The 16,366-nt window shown below is 37.1% G+C and carries 13 protein-coding genes; 7 read left to right on the top strand and 6 right to left on the bottom strand.

Annotated elements, in window-relative coordinates; genetic code table 11:
- Nucleotides 1–125 precede the first annotated feature (125 nt).
- Nucleotides 126–566: a hypothetical protein gene (locus tag M23134_RS18895; protein ID WP_002698779.1), complete on the top strand. Its 441-nt coding sequence runs from the start codon at nucleotides 126–128 to the stop codon at nucleotides 564–566.
- A 12-nt stretch (nucleotides 567–578) separates the two neighbouring features.
- Here the strand turns inward: M23134_RS18895 and M23134_RS18890 are convergent, their stop codons facing one another.
- Nucleotides 579–2,540: a pentapeptide repeat-containing protein gene (locus M23134_RS18890; protein ID WP_002698777.1), complete on the bottom strand. Its 1,962-nt coding sequence runs from the start codon at nucleotides 2,538–2,540 to the stop codon at nucleotides 579–581.
- Between the two features lie 72 nt (nucleotides 2,541–2,612).
- Between M23134_RS18890 and M23134_RS18885 the strand changes: the two genes are divergently transcribed.
- The 6 genes from M23134_RS18885 (at nucleotide 2,613) to M23134_RS18855 (ending at nucleotide 10,183) form a co-directional block, all read left to right on the top strand.
- Nucleotides 2,613–3,290, top strand: a complete 678-nt coding sequence (locus tag M23134_RS18885) for an START domain-containing protein (protein WP_002698775.1) — start codon at nucleotides 2,613–2,615, stop codon at nucleotides 3,288–3,290.
- A 413-nt stretch (nucleotides 3,291–3,703) separates the two neighbouring features.
- Nucleotides 3,704–3,985: a hypothetical protein gene (locus tag M23134_RS18880; protein ID WP_002698773.1), complete on the top strand. Its 282-nt coding sequence runs from the start codon at nucleotides 3,704–3,706 to the stop codon at nucleotides 3,983–3,985.
- 69 nt (nucleotides 3,986–4,054) lie between these two features.
- A complete protein-coding gene (locus M23134_RS18875; RefSeq protein WP_002698770.1) occupies nucleotides 4,055–4,558 on the top strand; it encodes a hypothetical protein in 504 nt (167 codons plus the stop codon).
- Nucleotides 4,559–5,089: 531 nt separating this feature from the next.
- Nucleotides 5,090–5,410, top strand: coding sequence for a hypothetical protein (locus M23134_RS18865; RefSeq protein ID WP_002698766.1), 321 nt, complete (start codon nucleotides 5,090–5,092; stop codon nucleotides 5,408–5,410).
- Nucleotides 5,411–6,296: 886 nt separating this feature from the next.
- Nucleotides 6,297–9,722: a two-component regulator propeller domain-containing protein gene (locus M23134_RS18860; protein ID WP_002698764.1), complete on the top strand. Its 3,426-nt coding sequence runs from the start codon at nucleotides 6,297–6,299 to the stop codon at nucleotides 9,720–9,722.
- A gap of 8 nt (nucleotides 9,723–9,730) precedes the next feature.
- Nucleotides 9,731–10,183, top strand: a complete 453-nt coding sequence (locus M23134_RS18855) for a hypothetical protein (protein ID WP_002698762.1) — start codon at nucleotides 9,731–9,733, stop codon at nucleotides 10,181–10,183.
- A gap of 56 nt (nucleotides 10,184–10,239) precedes the next feature.
- Here the strand turns inward: M23134_RS18855 and M23134_RS18850 are convergent, their stop codons facing one another.
- The 5 genes from M23134_RS18850 to rpsO all read right to left on the bottom strand — a co-directional run bounded on the left by M23134_RS18850 (nucleotide 10,240) and on the right by rpsO (nucleotide 16,219).
- Nucleotides 10,240–11,205 carry a M23 family metallopeptidase gene (locus M23134_RS18850; protein WP_198145054.1) on the bottom strand — a complete coding sequence of 322 codons (966 nt, stop codon included), beginning with the start codon at nucleotides 11,203–11,205 and terminating at the stop codon, nucleotides 10,240–10,242.
- 122 nt (nucleotides 11,206–11,327) lie between these two features.
- Nucleotides 11,328–12,284: a thioredoxin-disulfide reductase gene (gene trxB / locus M23134_RS18845; RefSeq protein WP_002698758.1), complete on the bottom strand. Its 957-nt coding sequence runs from the start codon at nucleotides 12,282–12,284 to the stop codon at nucleotides 11,328–11,330.
- 164 nt (nucleotides 12,285–12,448) lie between these two features.
- Nucleotides 12,449–13,312, bottom strand: a complete 864-nt coding sequence (locus tag M23134_RS18840; protein WP_002698756.1) for a sigma-70 family RNA polymerase sigma factor — start codon at nucleotides 13,310–13,312, stop codon at nucleotides 12,449–12,451.
- Between the two features lie 403 nt (nucleotides 13,313–13,715).
- Entirely contained in the window at nucleotides 13,716–15,854 is a 2,139-nt protein-coding gene (gene pnp / locus M23134_RS18835) for a polyribonucleotide nucleotidyltransferase (protein WP_002698754.1), read from the bottom strand.
- Nucleotides 15,855–15,943: 89 nt separating this feature from the next.
- On the bottom strand, nucleotides 15,944–16,219 hold the full coding sequence (gene rpsO, locus M23134_RS18830; RefSeq protein ID WP_002698752.1) for a 30S ribosomal protein S15: 276 nt from the start codon (nucleotides 16,217–16,219) through the stop codon (nucleotides 15,944–15,946).
- Between the last annotated feature and the right edge of the window lie 147 nt (nucleotides 16,220–16,366).

Raw genomic sequence — 16,366 nt, 5'->3', positions numbered from 1 at the left:
GGATTTAGCAAGAAGAAGCATAGCAATGCTAGGGTAATGATAAACCTTGAAGTATGGACAAGGTAAATAATTTGCCGCTGATGATTAAGAGGCGAGATGAGTTCTACCACTAAAGCCGTTATACTATGTTTAGTTTTGGATTTTTTGTGATGTTTTATGCTATGACCAACCTGGTACCTGCTGAGGTACAAAAGTTTAAAATGAGTTGGCAGACTTCGGGAGACCGTGTACTGGAAATGCACTTTGAAAAGGAAGATAAACGCTGGAAAATATCTGATGGCAAAAGCACTGATGATAATGTATACCTTTCGCTCAAAGATGCTCACACATTGCTAGTAGACATTCAATCAGAACAAAAGTTTCCTTTGGACTTAAAAAAATTCCTAAAAAAGGAGCCCAACAAAAATTGGAAAAACCTGAATTATTTCTACGTGATGGATGATGAAGCAGGCAAAACCCAACTAAAGGTGCATAGGGGTAAAAAATTAATCAGAATAACTAAGGCAAATGAGGGTAGCGAAGATTTTGATAAAAACTTCATTCGTATCAGGGTTACCTGGAAGTAAAAACTAACAATGTTAATTAATTTTCACTTTGCCTCTCTTCACTATTTTTTCATAAATACGAGCGCAATTATTCCTCAAATAATCACTTAACTGTTGATAAATGCGCTCGTTTTCCTCAATGCTTGTCAGTGGTGTTTGCGATAAAACACCCTCTGCAATGTATATGTTCTGGCAGGCAATTTTCTTTCGTTCCTGTACAAAGTTATCTCCATTGTTTGTTCCAAAATACTCCTGTATATCTGTGGTGTCCGATTTGCTCAGGCGTTGTTTGGCCAACGCAATGCGTTCTTCTATGATGTCTTTTACCCCACGGGTGTGCAATTCTAAATGTCTACTCACATTGTATTTTTTTAGTTGTTTGTGCAGTGGCCTCCAGTATGGTTTTTGGTCACGGTTTACTGCATAATAATAATTATGGGTACTCCCTTTGATTTTGGAAAGGATGGAGCCCTTGATGCGGGCTTGTACCAAACAATTGCCCGAAAAAACTTGGGCCTCAATCACTGCTCCCTGCAGATGGGCATTACGTAGATTAACGCCTTGTATTGAGTCTCTTTGCCACATAGCACCTTCTAATGCAACATTGCTCATATCTGCCCCTTGCAAACTTACCCCGTTTAAATATGCGGCTTTCATTTGTGCATTTTGCATACGAGCTCCATCCATTTTGTTGGCTTGTTCAAAAGTTACTCCATTCAACACTGCTCTTTGCATTTGCACTCCTTTCATAAAACAATGTTTAAACACTGCTCCAGTAAACTCAACATCGCTCAAGTCTGCACTTTTAAAATCTACATTGGTACACACAGCTCCTTTAAATATATAGTTTTTCAGGTTTAAGTTGCTCAAATCCAGTGCACTCAGCTGAGCATGCCTCAAGTCTAATGCCTTGTGGAGAGTCTTACGAAAAGCGATTTTATGAAGCTTTGTATAGTGCATTTTGGTTTTAAAAAATACCGCACCAAGTACTATAGATTTAGTAAGGTTGCTACCGTGTAAGTTGGCAGAAGAAAAGTTGGCTCCCCTTATATCAGCTTTTTCTAAGTTGGCATTGACCAAATAAGCTCCCGAAAAATCGCAAAACCGTAAATCGCGTCCCCTCAAATCAAGCCCTCTGGCATATTCACAATAGGCTTCTTCTTTTGACTTGCCCAAGGCAATAAACCTTTGAATAATTTGATCGCTGGGTGGAGCTTTGATCAACGTTTGATGTTGCACCTTGAGGTGAGGCATCAGGTGTTGCACACTTTGCCCATTAGTGCTTTTAAATATGAGCAAAACGGTTAGATTAAATAGTGCAAAAACCACAAATACAGCCACTTGCCAAGATAACTTTACGTCTTGAAAAGCTTTTTTTGCTTTTACAGAAGGCTTGGTCACATCATTACTGTTCGACGCCGTTGTTTTTGTGGTCAAAGAGGGATGGAAGATTTTATGCCAGGCAAAGCTTAAAACTAAAGCATCGAGCATTACAACAAAGCAGTGCCAAAGGGTCATCGTACTACTGTGGTAAGCTGAAAACTGCCATTGAATGGCACATAGTAACCCTAAAGGAAAGGCAAAAATGAGCAGCCAAAGAACAAAACGTAACCACCAGAAGTTATTTGTTTTTTGGCTGGTAATTACAAAATTCACTATGAAAGGGTATGTTGTAAGATGATCAGCGTCTTTCTCTACCTGTTGATATGCATAGGCTTTTTTACTGTGCTGAATAAGGTTATACAAAAGATTGAAGTGTAATATTACCACCAACAAAGGCATACAGAGGTAAAACTCCCACAATGGTAAAGGAATATTCAACACCGGTAGCATTACCTGGCTGGAAGGTATCAGTATCATTGCGTCAGAAGTAGATACCACAATCAGCAACAAGTAAAACATAAACACTAAGTAATAAAGAATTGATTTAGCGTTTTCTACCGATGAATTATTGAATGCCCAAAAATGAGCAATGTGATTTTTTAATGTTGACATAAGGCAACCTTTTGGTAATGTTGGGGTATATCGTTGACTAAAATAAGCACTCAAATAAATCTATTGCAATTTATGACTAAACTATTGGCAGTTCTACTGGTTTTTACTAATCACTTTGCAGGCATGCCCTCCTACCCTTTTCACGGCAATAACTCTGCTACTACTTTTAAAGCCTGGAAATTAATAAAAAATAAAGAAGGCATATCAGTATATGCACGCAAATATAAAAACACCAATCACCGTGAGCTAAAAGCCATTGCTGTATTCAAAGCCTCACTTAGCAGTTTGGTTGCTATTATAAAAGATGATGCGTCTGTGCCTCAATGGATTAACCGTATGAAACTTTTTCAAAACATTCATACTGTTTCTAACCAACAGTGGTATACTTATGCCGAAATTTCACTTCCTTTTCCTTATTATAATCGTGACCTGATTAGCCTCAATACGCTCGAACAAAATAGTGATAACCATATTGTGGTGATTGATATTGAAAGTAAACCTAACTATCTACCCAAAAAACGTAAAAAGGTACGAATGAAAAATGCTGAAGGACAATGGAGGTTTAAACCATTAGGTAACGGCAAAATACTTGTCTCTTATCAGTTTTACGCTGAACCTAACCTTGGGCTACCTGCCTGGATCATCAACCCACTTGCGACTAAAGGTGTTTGGAATACCCTTAAAAAATTTCGTGAAATGGCTAAAAAGCCCAAATACCAACAAACAAAACTGCCTTACATCAGTCAATAGTCAGCTTATCATCTATAGCCTATTAAAGATGAATGAGTCAGTGCTTTTTCATCTCTGGTTTTGCTCCCAACAATATAATAGCCAACAAGTAAATACAAGAGCTAACCAACCCTTGCCACACCCTTACTTTTAGCCAGCTTTCCCACCTTTTTACTCAACATAATTATTTGGAAACCCACTTATATTCTCATTTTTTGAGCATAAAATATTTTAGCTCATTTATTTAACATTCTGGTTACCAGAGTCATATACAAAGCTTTTTCTTGGGCAATTAATTTGTTAAAAAAAATAGCAATTTTTATGTTTAAAAATTTGGCATTATTTCTAAATCACTCTATATTTGCTTAACAATAAAGATTAAATGCTCAATTAATTAACAAACCTCTTTTTTAAAACAACAAATATTGGATATCATGGAAAATAATTCAACCAATACCCCTACACGAGAATTTGTTTGGAAAATTAACAAAGCACCCAAAATGAAGTCAAAAACTGCTACAACTGACCAAAAAAATATCAGGGAATTAGTAGAGAAACAGTTTCAAAATATGTCAATGGTTTTGTTTGATAAAATCAATACACTTGAAAACGAAATCAAGACTATCAAAAATAGAAATACACAACTTGAGCAGCAAATAAGTAATGCCACTCTTCAGGATACCAACCAGTCAATATATGATCCTTGGTATTTGTAACAGGTAGAGTCCTCTACCCAATATTAGTTGACAAACATTTCATACAAAATCAAAATATATAAATACACTATGGCAACTGTATCATTTATCTCCCCTAAAGTAATGTTCAACAAATTAGCTGACGTGCTTTATAATACTCCAGAAAAACCTCAAAAACGCGCTGCTCTAGATAATAGGGCAGTAAATAACAGAGCAGCCTCTAAAACACCTGCCTCTGGTAAGAATAATAAATTAAGTGTGAGTAAAGATGATGTGAAAATTATTTCGGCAGCGCTTATTCATTACAAAAAGTTTTTGGCGCGTAAAAAACAATTGGATAAAGCCGAAGAAGTAGGTGATGTAGACAAAAAGTTTATGGCGTTTATTCAAGCATTGGAAGGTACTACAACTCAAACTACAAAAACAGTCGCCCCACTGGTAGATAATACTGCCCAAAAAACATTGAAACGTACAGTCACCACTCAAGATATTGACCTTAACAAAGAATATAAAACACCGAAACTACCGCAAGAGACTTTGCAAACAGAGTGGGTGGTAAAAAAACCCAAGATTAAAAAAAGATCTGCTTCTTAGTAAAGGTGTTAACCTCGCTATTATGTGTAGCCTATTATTTTACCCATGACATCGTACACTAAAGAAACCTCCTAATGGGGGTTTCTTTGTTTTATACCACTATATTCCTGCTTTATTGCCTACAAAATATAACCATAACACAAAACAAATATTATTAGGTATACTAATAAACTTCTAACAAGAGTTATAAGTTATATGATTCAAAGTAATTTTGCCAGATGACTGTGTGGTTTTTAAGCAACACATATCCCCTTTTATATTTGGGACTTATCAATGCAAGACTGATCAACAAGTACAGTTGTTAATTGTATATTTGCTGATTATCAAAGTAAAACATACTGAAGACAAGACACTGCTCATTTATATAGTCGCTATTGGTTTACATTTTTTAGAAAGCAGCTCAACCATCAGTAGCATTTAGTAGCCTAGGTCTCCCTACATCTGAACAAAAATAATTGAACACCTGCTTGGTTATACGAGCAATACACTTTAATTTACATAAACTTGTTGAGAAGATATTTATTTATAACTATGTCATTTCCAACTGGAGGTTTTTTTATTATAGAAGAGGTAACTGAAGCGCCTCATAATATTGAATATGGAGGTTTTCGTCGTCTTATCCTTTCTGGATATGTCGATTTTGGCACCATCAAAATGGGCGATATTATATGTATACCACTTGCTTCAGGAATGCATTACCACCAAAGAGTGCACAGTATACAGTTACTTAGAAATCAACTGACAGAAGTAAACACATCTGAAGGTAAGGTTTCACTTATCCTGAAGGCTCCAGAAATAAAACCAACTGATATAAAGCTAGACTTGGCGTATGTTATGCCACTGGCTTACTAAAAAGGCTCGGCTCATTATCTATCATAACTAATGATGGCCTTTGTTGAAGTGTTAGTTCTACTAAACAGACTTTCCCCCTTAGTTTTCTAAATGACTCAAAGTTAGTTTTTGATTACAAACTTCGTTGAGTCTGTTCTTTATACACCTTACCTATAATCACAGTTCTGAAAGGCATGAGCCTTAAAATATTTTGTAATAATATTGTCGGATCAAAAGCCCTACCCAAGACGTCTAAAAAGGCACTATTCGCAGCATCTGTATTGCTTTCAGTTTTTAACATCAAGCGTTTAACAAAAAATCAACTCCCCAAATAGTAAGCAGTTGTATAAGTATTGTTTGTATGATCACTCTGCTTATTTAGCAGTTTTGATGAGTACTCAATGCCACCTATCTATAAATAAAGTTGCTATAACTCAATAGTCTACTTATTCTAATTTTATATGAAAAACAAAAGGTTCAGAAAGCGTTTCTATCAGGAAAACAACCAAAAAATATTTTTAAAATAACCATTTTATACAGTATTGTCACATCACATTGTTTCTGCAAGTTTTTATTAAATAAAACAGGTAAACAATTGTCATGTTGTAATCGTTACAAACTGTACTGGGCACAAAGTACAACTCTGATTTTGCTTTTTTGTTTGGCTAATGAACACTCACTAAAGATATAGCGAACCTAAAAACAAGATACAATCACCTGTTCTTAACCCTGAAATAATTACCATAAAAACATACAAGGCAAATAAAGTAGTAGTAGCTTTTATTTTATCTAAAAAATCTAATGTAAAGGCGTAATTATTGCCTTTGATAATTAAATTCTTGTTTTAATACAAATACAATCCTACCTAACTATGAGCAGATAATTCACCAACAATCTATCATTACTTATGAAAAAACTAATGCTTGTGTTTTACTTATTTGGCTGGGTAAACTATGTAAGCCAGGCTCAACAAGTGCCACCTGACATGCTACACAAGTTTGACATAACTAAATTTACGACTAAATCTGGACTATCTCAAAATACTATCTGGTACACCATACAAGATAAGCAGGGCTTTATGTGGTTTGCTACTGGTGACGGACTGGACAGGTATGACGGCAAAGGTTTTAAATATTATACCCCTCAAACTTCTGGTTTAAGTAGTAGTTATATACGTGAAATATATCAAGCAAAAAACGGTATTATTTGGTTGGGTTCATCTGATACGGGACTAGACCGTTTTGATCCTAAAACCAATAAATTTACTAACTACCCCGCAAAAAGTACCCTTGCTGGCACAAATGTTCAAAGTATTACAGAAGATCAATTAGGAAACTTATGGGTAGGAACAAAGAACGGCCTAAACCGACTTACACCTGCTCCTAATCAACCAGACTCAATGCTTGTACAGCAATACCTGCCTGATTCAAATAAAGTAAACGCCCTTAGTCAAAAAGATGTGCTAAGTTTATGTACAAGAAAAGATGGTAGTGTATGGGCAGGAACAACTAATGGACTGAACCAAATCATCATGAAACCCAATGGTTCAGTAGAGTTCAAACATTACTTTACTCAAAAAAACAAGCGACTAGGCTTTGTAGAAGCCATTTACGAAGATAACCAACAAAGACTTTGGATAGGCACTTCTCATGATATAGGTATCTTTGACCCTGCTTCTCGCAAGTTTACCTCATACACCAAAGGGCTAAAAAATAATTATCTCCGTTGTATTATACAAGACAGCAAGGGCATTATATGGATAGGCACAGACTCAGGAATATATTGGTTTGATGATCAACGTCAAGCGTTTATTCATTTTGAAGATCATATCAAAGGCTCACAAGCATTGTATGACACAGGGGTTATGAGTATTTGGGAAGATCACGCAGGAAATTTATGGGTAGGCACTATAGGTAATGGTGCTTATATGCTCAACAGAACTACTCAAAAATTTGCATTGTATACGCTTTTTTTACCAAATAAAACCGGAAAAAAAACTCAGGTTTCTTGTTGGCATATGGTACCTGGAGACTCTAGCACCATTTGGCTACGCACACTTAGTGATCGACTGGTAAACTTCAATCCTAAAACTGACAGTGTTATTGAATACAAACATCGCAAGAACGCTCCTAACAGCTTAAGCCACCCCAGGGTACGGAGTATTTATAAGGATAAAGATGGCAGATTATGGGTAGGCACAGTGAATGGACTTGACTTATTTATTCCCTCAAAAAATCACTTCAAACACTATAGGCTCTCTAACGACCGACTCAATATTATTCATCACATTATTGAAGGTCCACAAGGAAGACTTTTGGTAAATGTAAACTCTAAGTGGCTGTATCAATATAATCCAGTCACCGATTCGTTTTCAAAATACCTTCAACTTCCAAGAAAAAAAACCCGCAGAAGACAAATTAACACTATTACTGTCACACAAGATGGTACTGTATGGTTAGGCACTCTAACAGGGTTGGTGAGGTTAGATTCCAAAAACCAAACACACACACTTTACACCGAGTCATCAGGGCTAAAAAACAATAGCGTATTGGACATTTACCAGAGTACAGATCAACAGATATGGTTTACCAGCTATGGAGGGGGGCTTAGTAAGGTTGTACAAAAAACAGAAGAACAAGTAGAGTTTCGTCATTATGGCAAAGCTCAAGGTTTAATGAATGAGTTTGTATATGGTATACAAGAAGATGCCCAAGGTAATCTTTGGATGAGCCACGAAAAAGGGATTTCGAGGTTCAACCTAAAGACAGAGAAATTTACTAACTATACAATCACAGATGGTATTCAAGATGGAGAGTTTAATCAAGACTCTTTTGGTAAACGCAATAATGGGCAATTATTTTTTGGTGGTACTAAGGGTATCAATGCTTTTCACCCAAAAAACATCAAACCCAATCCATATATTCCCCCTGTTGTACTTACGAGTTTTCAGCTCTCAAACGATTCAGATGAGGCTGCCCAAGCCTTTGATACAAACATTGGCTACAGAAAAAAAATTGTGCTTAATCACGAGCAAGCTAAAGGTTTTTCTTTTGAGTTTGCAGCTTTAAGTTATGCCAATGCTAGTAACAACCAGTACAAAGTAAAGCTAGAAGGGTATGATAAAGCCTGGCATAACCTCAATACCCGAAATTTTGCCAGCTATACCAATATTCCCCCAGGTCGCTATGTGTTCAGGGTACAGGGATCAAATAATGATGGTGTATGGAATACCAAAGGGTTAGCCATAGAAATAGTAATTTTACCTGCCTGGTGGCAAACCTGGTGGTTTAAGGTTGGGTGGATATCTACAGTAATTTTATTATCATTGGGTTTTTACCGTTACAGAATTAATAGTATTAAAGCGCAAAAAAGAATCCTGGAAGAGAAGGTAGTGAAACGCACTAAAGAGGTGGTAGCACAAAAAGAAGAAATACATCAACAAAAAGAAGAGATCATTTCCCGCAATGCCGCAATTACCGCTCAAAATGAAGAACTTTATCAACAACAAGAAGAGATTATGGCACAAAGGGATGCTATAGAACAACAAAATAATGCCCTCAGTACCCAAAATCGCCATATTAGACAAAGCATCAAATCGGCTAAAACAATTCAAGAAGCTATTCTCCCTTTTGATGTACGAATGCAACAGGTATTGGGTGAACATTTTGTAATTTACCGACCACGTGATGTAGTCTCAGGAGATTTTTACTGGTTAGGTGAAGTAAATAATAAAAAAGTACTTGCCGCTATTGATTGTACAGGGCATGGGGTTCCTGGTGCATTTATGAGTATGATTGGTTTTACTATTCTTAACGAAATAATTAACGCTAAGCAAATAACTGACCCAGGAACCATACTGGAGAAACTTCGCTATTATGTTCGTTATGCTCTACGACAAGACGAAACAGGTGGACGTAATGGTATGGATGTAGCACTCATTACCCTTGAAGATGTAGACGATCAACATACTAAGGTTGCTTTTGCTGGTGCCAAACGACCATTATGGTATATAAGCCAAGGGGATACAGAGTTACAAAAGATCAAAGGTAGTTCTATATCTATTGGTATTATATACGATGAAGAAAGATGTATTAATACAAAGGAATTGATGTTTAAAAAAGGGAGTTTACTTTATCTATGTAGTGATGGTTTTGCTGACCAAAACAACCAAGAAAGGAAAAAAATTGGCAACCAGCAACTGACTAAAATGCTATACCAAAACCATTCACTGCCTTTAAACACGCAAAAACAAATACTAGAGGAAACATTAGATCAACACATGGTAGGAACAGAGCAAAGAGATGATATATTGCTTATAGGATTAAAAACATAAAAACTACCATGATAAATACAAAAATACAGCTTTATGCACAATGTGAAAAATATGCCTCACAGAAAATAAGCCAAGCTCAAGCTGCTATCAGTGCTGCCCAACAAGCCGCCAACGAGGAAACTAAAAGTAGTGCAGGAGATAAATACGAAACCGGAAGGGCAATGATGCAATTAGAAAAAGAAAAGCACGCAACCCAAGTCAACGAGGGTTTAAAACTAAAAAAAGTATTGGCTCAGATCAACCCTAAGGTTCAATTATCTACAGTACAACTGGGTAGTTTAGTAATGACCCCTCAAGCCAACTACTATATTGCGATTAGTGTTGGTAAACTAACTCTTGAGGATAAAACTTACTTTACCATTTCACTTGCCTCACCCATCGGGCAAGCACTTAAGGGCTTAAAAGCAGGAGAAGAGATTTTTTTTCGACAGCAAAAAATAAAAATTTATGAAGTTTGGTAAAGCAAAAAAGCAGTTCTTTTAAACAAGAACTGCTTTTTTGTTTTAGATGGTCTCTATCATCTGATAATTAATCGTTGCCCTACTTTGAGACGGGATTTATAATGTAGTTTATTTTGCCTGGCCAGTGTCCATATCGGAATACGGTACTTACGACTAATGGAATACAACGTATCTCCATACTTTACCTGGTGATATATCCGTTTTCGGGTTTTATTGCCCAAATGCCAAAAGTGTTCAGGCTTTAAAGTAAATATATCTTTGAACACCTCTTTTCCTTTTTTAGAAAAATCAAATACCAACAAAGGATCAATCGAGTTGCCTTGGTAACGAACCTCAAAGTGTAAATGTGGTCCGGTACTCCATCCAGTGCTCCCTCCCAAGCCTATGAGTTGTCCGGCTTTTACTACTTGCCCGACTTCTACTTTACGGATACTCATGTGACCATACAATGTTTCTAACCCATTGTAGTGGCGCACTACTACATAGTTTCCAAAACCCATACCATAGGCAGAGATTCTAACGATGCCATCAAACACACTATAAATGGGTGTTCCAATAGAAAGGTTTAAATCTATTCCATGATGAAACCTCCCCCAACGATAACCAAAATTAGACGTTTTAAAATTGGTGGCTAGAGGAGCCGACCAGAGTTGCCCCCGACCAGCATCATACAACTTAATATCAATAGTATCGCGGAACCTTTTTGCATCTTTTCTGTAAGGGTTGATATAGGTTGAATTCCACACAGAGTAATATTCTACGGCTTTAATCCAAACACAATCTATTTTTATCTCTTCCGAAATTTTAACAATTTGATTGGTTCCTATATCAATACTACCAACAGAATCTTCTCGAACAATGGCTGCATTACGCTTAAAAAGGTTAAAGTTTCCTCTATTAGCTGTTTGTGTTTTTTTAGGCCCTGGCATAGCCGCTCCTGACTCATCCTGTTTTTTGGTAGAATCTACTTTTACCAAGGTATCTTTCTTTGTTTTTTTTGCAGGAGTAGGAACAATTTTCATGTTCCCTTTAGGGTTTTGGTTTTCTACCTGCGCCCAACTTGCTTGTAAACAAAAAATCAATAAAAATCCAAAAATATACTTAAACCCAAACATTCAATATTACCTTTTCTTTAAGCCTAACTTTATGCAAATGTACCTATTGCTTCTTGTTCAGCAAGATAACGCTCTGCATCTAACGCTGCCATACAGCCTGATCCTGCGGCAGTAATTGCTTGGCGATAATCTTTATCTTGCACATCGCCTGAGGCAAATACACCTTCTATATTAGTTCTACTGGTGCCTTTTTCAGTGAGAATGTATCCAGTATCGTCCATATCTATATACTCTTTAAAAATACCAGTATTTGGCTTATGACCAATTGCTACAAAGAAAGCACTTACTGAAAGATCTTTAGTTTCACCTGTTACGTTATTTTTAACTCTTACAGCCTCTACCTGCTCTTTCCCAAGCACTTCTTCTGTTACGGTATTCCAAAGTACTTCTACATTTTCTTTACTGGTAACACGTTGCTGCATAATTTTAGAAGCACGCATTTCATCACGACGCACCAACAAATAAACCTTGTGGCAGATTTTAGACAAATAGGATGCCTCTTCCGCAGCAGAATCTCCCCCTCCAACAACCACTACATCCTTATCTTTGAAAAAGAAACCGTCACATACTGCACAAGAAGATACTCCCCCTCCTATGTCACGTAAACGAAGCTCAGACTCAAGCCCCAACCATTTGGCAGATGCACCTGTAGAAATAATTACACTTTTGGCAGTGATTTCGTGTTTATTATCCACGATTACCTTGTGTAACTTTCCAGAGAAATCTACCGAAGTAGCCAACCCCATTCTGATGTCCGCACCAAAACGAGTTGCCTGTTTACGAAAATCTTCCATCATTTGTGGTCCCATAATGCCATCCGAATAACCAGGAAAGTTTTCAACATCACTCGTAAGCATCAATTGTCCACCAGGCTCTGGTCCGGTATATAATACAGGCTTTAGGCCTGCTCTAGATGCATAAATGGCCGCAGTATAACCTGCTGGCCCTGATCCTATAATCAAACAATCTACGTTTTCTGTAGTCATTTTCCGACGTTTTATAATATGATCAATACTCAAATTTGGGTAAACTCTAGGATTTATCCAAAAACCCTATACAACAAATTAGCCTAAGAATTTAATTTCTTAGGCTAATTGTAAAAAAACAAAATACTTTTGAACAACTGATGATGTTCTACCTTACAACAAAATTATCCCAAGTAAGGTTTCAATGCTTTGCTTCGGGAAGTATGTCGCAGTCGGCGGATAGCTTTTTCTTTGATCTGACGTACACGCTCACGGGTAAGATTAAACTTTTCTCCGATTTCTTCCAGAGTCATTGCGTGCTCTCCGTTCAGACCAAAGTATAGAGTAATTACATCGGCTTCGCGTTGGGTAAGCGTAGAAAGCGCCCGTTGTACCTCTTTACGTAACGAGTCGTTCATCAATTCTGAATCCGGCTTTACCTCGCTTTCGTTTTCGAGCACATCTAACAAGCTATTCTCTTCTCCTTGTACAAAAGGTGCATCCATAGATACATGTCGCCCTGAAATTTTAAGAGTATCTACCACTTCCGAAGTAGTAACATCTAATACTTCGGCTAATTCATCTGGGGAAGGCTCACGTTCATATTTTTGTTCGAGTTCTGAAAATGTCTTTGAAATCTTGTTCAATGAACCTACGCGGTTCAACGGTAATCGAACAATTCGTGACTGCTCCGCCAATGCTTGTAGAATAGATTGTCTTATCCACCAAACGGCATAAGAAATGAATTTAAAACCACGAGTTTCATCAAAACGCTGTGCAGCTTTAATAAGCCCAAGGTTACCTTCATTAATCAAATCTCCCAAAGATAAGCCTTGATTTTGGTATTGCTTTGCCACAGAAACCACGAATCTTAGGTTGGCTTTGGTTAGTTTTTCCAAAGCTACCTGATCGCCTTCTCTAATTCTTTTGGCAAGTTCTACCTCTTCATCAGGTGTTAGCAAATCTACTTTTCCGATTTCTTGTAAATACTTGTCAAGTGACTGACTTTCTCGGTTGGTAATCTGCTTGCTTATCTTCAGTTGTCTCATTGAAATAGTTGTGTTTTATGATATAACTAAAAATGAATATGTATAGTTTTGAAGTTTAATAGCAAATACTATTTGGTCAAACTAAAACATCATACTAGTTAAAAAAAATAGTAGTAAGCTCACTGTTTATGTGTTGACACACAACAGCACTATACTTACCAGCACCTTATATATACAGGTACTGGTTCATTGGTAACCCTTAAAAAATTTAAGAGTTCTATTATTATACATTATATAGCAAGTTGGTCGAACAACTTTTTGTTACAAAACCTCTTATATACAGTAAATATAATCCTCCTGCATTATTCCTTATAAAAATTATAAGTGAGGCTGTTAACAAGAGAACGCTTCAATAATTGTTTAATGTATATTGAAGCTATCTCAAGTAATTATAAAAAGTAAATTAGTCTTGCTTTTTGGCAGGTCTTGGTAATAACGCTTTGCGTGACAACCTGTATTTACCACTTCGTTTGTCTACATCTATCAACTTCACAGTTATTTCCTCTCCTGACTCAAGTACTCCATCCATTTTCTCTATGCGTTCCCACTTGATTTCAGAAATATGTAGCAAACCTTCTTTTCCAGGCAAGAACTCTACAAATGCACCAAATGGCATAATAGACTTCACTTTGCCCTCGTAAACTTCACCTACTGTTGGTACAGCTATGATTTGTTTTACCATTTCATGTGCTTTGTCCATTGACTCACGGTCGTTGGCAAAGATGTTTACGTGTCCATGCTCATCTTTTTCTTCGATAACCACAGTAGCACCAGACTCTTTTTGAATCAACTGAACGATTTTACCACCAGGACCGATGACAGCGCCAATCATGTCTTTTTCTATCACAACAGTGGTAGAACGAGGGGCATGAGGCTTCAAGTCACTATTGGTAGAAGGAATAATTTCCTCGATCTTATCAAGAATGTGTAGTCTTCCTTCACGTGCTTGTGCAAGGGCTTTAGTTAGAATATCATAAGATAATCCTTCCATTTTAATATCCATCTGACAAGCCGTAATTCCATCACGTGTTCCAGTTACTTTAAAGTCCATGTCTCCTAGGTGGTCTTCATCACCCAAAATATCTGACAATACAGCGTAGTTTTCAGGATCACTTTCATCAGAAATCAATCCCATAGCAATACCAGATACAGGTGCTTTGATAGATATACCGCCATCCATTAATGCCATTGTACCAGCACAAACAGTTGCCATAGAAGACGAGCCATTAGATTCCATAATGTCTGATACTATACGTATAGTATAAGGATTGTCTTCATCTTTTGGCAGCATTCCCTTCAATGCACGATAAGCAAGGTTTCCGTGTCCAATTTCACGACGGGAAGCACCTCGATTAGGCTTTACTTCTCCAGTAGAAAAACCTGGGAAATTGTAATGGAGCATAAACTTCTGGGTACCTTTAAATGTAGCATTGTCAATAAACAACTCATCTAGTTTAGTACCCAAAGTAAGGGTGGTCAATGACTGTGTTTCACCTCTGGTAAATAAAGCTGAACCGTGAGTAGCAGGCAAATAATTTACCTCCCCCCAAATAGGTCGGATTTCACTAAAATCACGTCCATCAATTCTTTTTCTATCCTTAAGCGCTAAATCGCGACAAGCCTTTTTCTTGATTTTGCCGTAATATTGCTTTACCAAGTATAAATCTACTTCGTGATCTTCAGGCAAACTATCAATGAACTCATCTTTGATCACATTGAAAGCTTCTGAACGCTCAGACTTATTGCTAATTTGCTGTTGGGCTACCTTGTAGGCTTTTTCGTATAACTCATCATACAGCCTTTGCTCTAACTCAGGATCGTGTTTTTCGTGATCATATTCACGTTTTTCAGTAGCTCCTGCCTCTGCTTCAAGCTCTTTTTGCGCTTGGCATAATGTCTTGATAACTTCATGCCCAAAACGGATCGCATCAAGCATATCTTGCTCAGACACTTCTTGCATTTCACCCTCTACCATTAATACACTGTCGAGTGTGGCAGCCAACATAATATCCAGGTCAGCTTCTTCAATTGCCTCTACTGATGGGTTAATTACAAACTCACCATTAACTCTAGCAACTCTTACTTCGGCAGTAGGGCCGTTGAAAGGAATATCAGATACAGATACCGCAGAAGACGCCGCCAATGCAGCTAGTGCATCTGCAGGTACTTCAGGATCAGAAGATATTAAAAAGATATTAATTTGCGTGTCTGCATGGTAATCACCCGGAAACAGTGGACGCATGGCACGATCAACCAAACGACATGTAAGAATTTCATAATTAGACAGTCTACCTTCTCGTTTCAAAAAGCCACCTGGAACTTTTCCAGCAGCCGCAAAACGTTCTTGAAAATCTACTGATAGCGGCAAAAAATCTACGTCATCTTTAGCTTCTTTTTGTGAAACTACAGTAGCCAACAACATGGTTTGGCCCATAGTAACTACAACAGAACCATTTGCCTGCCGGGCAAGTTTTCCCGTCTCAAGAGTGATTTTGCGTCCATCTGCTAAGACAATTTCCTTGGTAATAACTTTTGGTAACATATAATATCGCTAATGGATTGATTTTGATTGATATGAAAAAAAATTAAGAATGAATCGCTTCATTCTTAATTTACTGGTACAAAGAAAGATTACTTTCTGATACCAAGTTCTGCAATAATAGCACGATAACGATTGATTTCATTATCGTGAAGATAATCCAATAATCTTCTTCTCTTACCTACCAATTTTTTCAATCCCAGCTGAGTAGAATAATCTTTCTTATTGTTCTTAAGATGTTCAGTCAAGTGATTAATGCGGTACGTAAACAACGCAATTTGTGCTTCTGGAGAGCCCGTGTCGGTTTTTGCTTTTCCGTTTCCGTGCTGCTCAAATAATTCTTGTTTCTTTTCTTTCGTCAAATACATTTCTTCTCTTCAATAATATATGTAAATCACAATTATGATAACAAACCGCAAAATTGACGTTTTTGGCAACAATATCCAATTATATAGCCTTTTTTTTTGACTCTCAGGAAATGTGCCCCCTTGCAAAAGGCTTATCTATAAGGTTTG

Origin of the sequence: Microscilla marina ATCC 23134 (assembly GCF_000169175.1) — a bacterium.
GTDB lineage: Bacteria > Bacteroidota > Bacteroidia > Cytophagales > Microscillaceae > Microscilla > Microscilla marina.
Note: the sequence above shows the minus strand (reverse complement) of the source record. Positions and strands in the feature narration are given on the sequence as shown.

What these genes read in the sequence shown, in the direction of transcription:
- trxB (WP_002698758.1), bottom strand. Translation starts at nt 12,284, where the DNA reads ATGACTACAGAAAACGTAGATTGTTTGATTATAGGATCAGGGCCAGCA.
- M23134_RS18890 (WP_002698777.1), bottom strand. Translation starts at nt 2,540, where the DNA reads ATGTCAACATTAAAAAATCACATTGCTCATTTTTGGGCATTCAATAAT.
- rpsO (WP_002698752.1), bottom strand. Translation starts at nt 16,219, where the DNA reads ATGTATTTGACGAAAGAAAAGAAACAAGAATTATTTGAGCAGCACGGA.
- M23134_RS18855 (WP_002698762.1), top strand. Translation starts at nt 9,731, where the DNA reads ATGATAAATACAAAAATACAGCTTTATGCACAATGTGAAAAATATGCC.
- M23134_RS18895 (WP_002698779.1), top strand. Translation starts at nt 126, where the DNA reads ATGTTTAGTTTTGGATTTTTTGTGATGTTTTATGCTATGACCAACCTG.
- pnp (WP_002698754.1), bottom strand. Translation starts at nt 15,854, where the DNA reads ATGTTACCAAAAGTTATTACCAAGGAAATTGTCTTAGCAGATGGACGC.
- M23134_RS18860 (WP_002698764.1), top strand. Translation starts at nt 6,297, where the DNA reads ATGAAAAAACTAATGCTTGTGTTTTACTTATTTGGCTGGGTAAACTAT.
- M23134_RS18880 (WP_002698773.1), top strand. Translation starts at nt 3,704, where the DNA reads ATGGAAAATAATTCAACCAATACCCCTACACGAGAATTTGTTTGGAAA.
- M23134_RS18885 (WP_002698775.1), top strand. Translation starts at nt 2,613, where the DNA reads ATGACTAAACTATTGGCAGTTCTACTGGTTTTTACTAATCACTTTGCA.
- M23134_RS18850 (WP_198145054.1), bottom strand. Translation starts at nt 11,205, where the DNA reads ATGAAAATTGTTCCTACTCCTGCAAAAAAAACAAAGAAAGATACCTTG.
- M23134_RS18865 (WP_002698766.1), top strand. Translation starts at nt 5,090, where the DNA reads ATGTCATTTCCAACTGGAGGTTTTTTTATTATAGAAGAGGTAACTGAA.
- M23134_RS18875 (WP_002698770.1), top strand. Translation starts at nt 4,055, where the DNA reads ATGGCAACTGTATCATTTATCTCCCCTAAAGTAATGTTCAACAAATTA.
- M23134_RS18840 (WP_002698756.1), bottom strand. Translation starts at nt 13,312, where the DNA reads ATGAGACAACTGAAGATAAGCAAGCAGATTACCAACCGAGAAAGTCAG.